The 2775-nt window shown below is 33.4% G+C and carries 1 protein-coding gene and 1 pseudogene; one reads left to right on the top strand and one right to left on the bottom strand.

Going from position 1 to position 2775, the window contains the following annotated elements:
* Nucleotides 1–2115 (bottom strand): hypothetical protein (locus tag A3844_RS30850; RefSeq protein WP_143192219.1); only part of this gene is annotated, 2115 nt, incomplete at its 3' end.
* 473 nt (nt 2116–2588) lie between these two features.
* On the opposite strand from A3844_RS30850, the pseudogene A3844_RS30845 reads away from it, so the two are divergent.
* Nucleotides 2589–2775 (top strand): annotated as a pseudogene (locus A3844_RS30845) (IS110 family transposase); the annotation flags it as partial.

Below are 2775 nucleotides of genomic sequence, written 5' to 3'. Positions count from 1 at the left end.
GCTAAGCATCTCATAACTTTTACTGAAATCCCCCTTTAGTAGATGAAGGTTAATAAGCTTTATAAACATAATTGCATTACTTTCCCGAGAAGCACAATCTATCTTTTGCTCAAAACTGTATATAGCTTTGTTCACGACGGATTCATCCCAATTGTCCAAATCTCTATATTCTGATAAAAAGGAACTTAAAAATAAGTTATTATAAACCTTTTCCTTGGAAGGAAATACAAAACCATCCTTATTATCAATCATATTCAAACATTCATTTAAATTAAGAGTTGCTTCTTTGTATTTACCAATAACAATTTGAATTCCGGAACAATTACACAACGCTAGATAGTATTGAAGTTCATCATTTTTCCTCTCAAAATATTCAACACTATCTTGAACTAAAGCATAAGCCATTATTGGAGATTCATATAAATATGCCTTTCGTGAAATGATTTTTCCTAAATATTCTGAGAATGGAGTATTGTAATGAGCGCGTATATAGCTTTCAAGTTCCCGTACAATTTTTTTGCTTTCATCATAGTTATCCAACTTATTTGAATACATTGAGAATAAGGTGAAATTACATTTACACCATTGTTCTTGCTCAGGTACTTTTAAATCAATTAAGATATCTGATAACTTTTCTGCAACAGATCTTATGTTTTCTGTATTCATATCTAACAGTAAAGCAATCACTAATCTCATTCTTTTCACTTCGGAAATTAGCAATAAAGGTCCAATTGATGTAATACTATTCAATTCATTATTAGCACTTTGATAATCTTCCCTGAAATAAAATTCGTACGCTGCCTTTAGATGTAAAAAATCCCTGTATACTAACTTAACCTCGTTAGTCTCTTTGCATTTCCCCACCTTTTCTTTGATTAAAAAGTGTAATCTTTCACGTTCAGCTTCCTCAATACACATTTCCATATTTCTGCAATATGCGAGTGAATATAAACTAATTACTTCAAGTGAAAATTCATTATTAACATCCGCTGAAGATAAATAATAAGCCCGACCAAAGTAATTTTCGGGTTCATATAATTGTAGATATTTGGAGTATTTCAATTCAAACTCAGGACTTTTTCCATTTAGCTTTTTATATAATAACTCTTGTATAAATACATTGGAAAATATATAATGATTAGTTCTCTTAAGAAGAGAACCATCACATGAATCGTTGAGTAAAGTATCAATTTCCCCATTATCTGGATAGATAAATTTTACCTCATCGGATTTGAAGTCACCCTTTAATATTGAGGAAACCTGCAAGATTTTGTAGATTTCATCTTTCTTTTCACCGAATTTTTCCATTCGATAATCTAATATTTTAGTTGCATCTTGAAAATCCTTTATTTCCGAAAGATTTGTATTAATTGCATAGTAATAACTTTCCATAAATAGTTTTATAAAATTCATATTCCCACCGGTAATAGAAATTATTAAATCTAAATTTTTTTCATCGGTCTCAACAGAAGAATACCCAAGTACTTGTAAAACTTCCTGCAACTCGGATCTTTGTGGTAGATCAAAGGGAATATGTAAATCTTTTTGAGGAAAGGACTTTATGTCAATAAATTCAGACACCGCAGTTACCTTTTCATCGGTGATTAACAGAATCTTTAAGTTTTTATTCTTCAGTAAATTCTTGCTAGAATTTTTAAGCGTCATTAAAAATTGTTGAGAGGGTATGTCCCAATATTGAAAGCTGTCAGCGACAATTAAAATATCATTGGATTTGTTCTTATTTAGTTCACGAACGATATAATTAATTTTTGGATCCAGCAAGGATCTTTTTTGAAATGCACCAGTAATCCCTAATGTAAATAGCTTAGGGATGCTGAATCCAACATTAACATTAAGACCTGACAGCACTGTTTTAGGTTGCTTAATTCCATCTGATAGGGTGATGGTTGAATATGCCTCACCATTGTTTTTCTTACCTTCTATATAATAGATATTCCATTCTTGATAATCTGTCTTCACCATCGAAATAAAATCCAATGCTAAACTAGATTTCCCTCCTCCAGATGGACCTTGCAAATGAATAAAGGAGCCTTTGACATATGCAAAAAAATTTTCGATTTGTTTCTCTATGTTAAGCTGTCTTTTTAATAACACTCCTCAGACCCCCAAATAATTCATAGTTATTAGGCCATAAATAAACTAAATGATCGCAGCACTATTTTCCCTTAAACCAACTGCACCTCATGAATCAAAAAGGCTCAAAATACTACCCCAAGATACCTAATTTAGCTCTTTTTTCATTCCTCGAAAATATATATTCGTCCTTAAATACCATAATCCTCCTGTAACCGAGCTTGATTTTCATGAAATTCTACAAATGTAGACAAAAAAAGACAGCCCGATTAGGCCGTCCTTCATACCTTCGAATTCCCCTTGAAAGCCTAAGGTCTATAGACCTCTTCCAACAATACGACCTTATCCCCAACAGATGTAACCCGGAGGAACTGTCTTTCTTTTGGAGCCATTCCTGTAATGAATTAATTTGAGGTTTGAATGAAAAAAGCGCCAGCTGTATACTGGGAAACGTTCCGTCCAGAGAACAAATTCCAGCGCAGGAGGCACTCAACATGAAGTATAAACAATCGAAGAAACAGAATCAACGGATTATGAGAATTTCCGACAAGACCCTTGTCGTAGGGGCAGACATCGCTAAGGAAACCCATGTGGCCCGAGCCATTGACTTTCGGGGAATTGAACTGGGGAAAGATTGTGTATTCTCCAATACACGAACAGGTCTGGAGCAACTGGTACAGT

It is taken from the genome of Paenibacillus helianthi (genome assembly GCF_001909055.1).
Taxonomy (GTDB): domain Bacteria; phylum Bacillota; class Bacilli; order Paenibacillales; family Paenibacillaceae; genus Paenibacillus_AQ; species Paenibacillus_AQ helianthi.
This window is presented reverse-complemented; position numbering and strand designations above follow the sequence as displayed.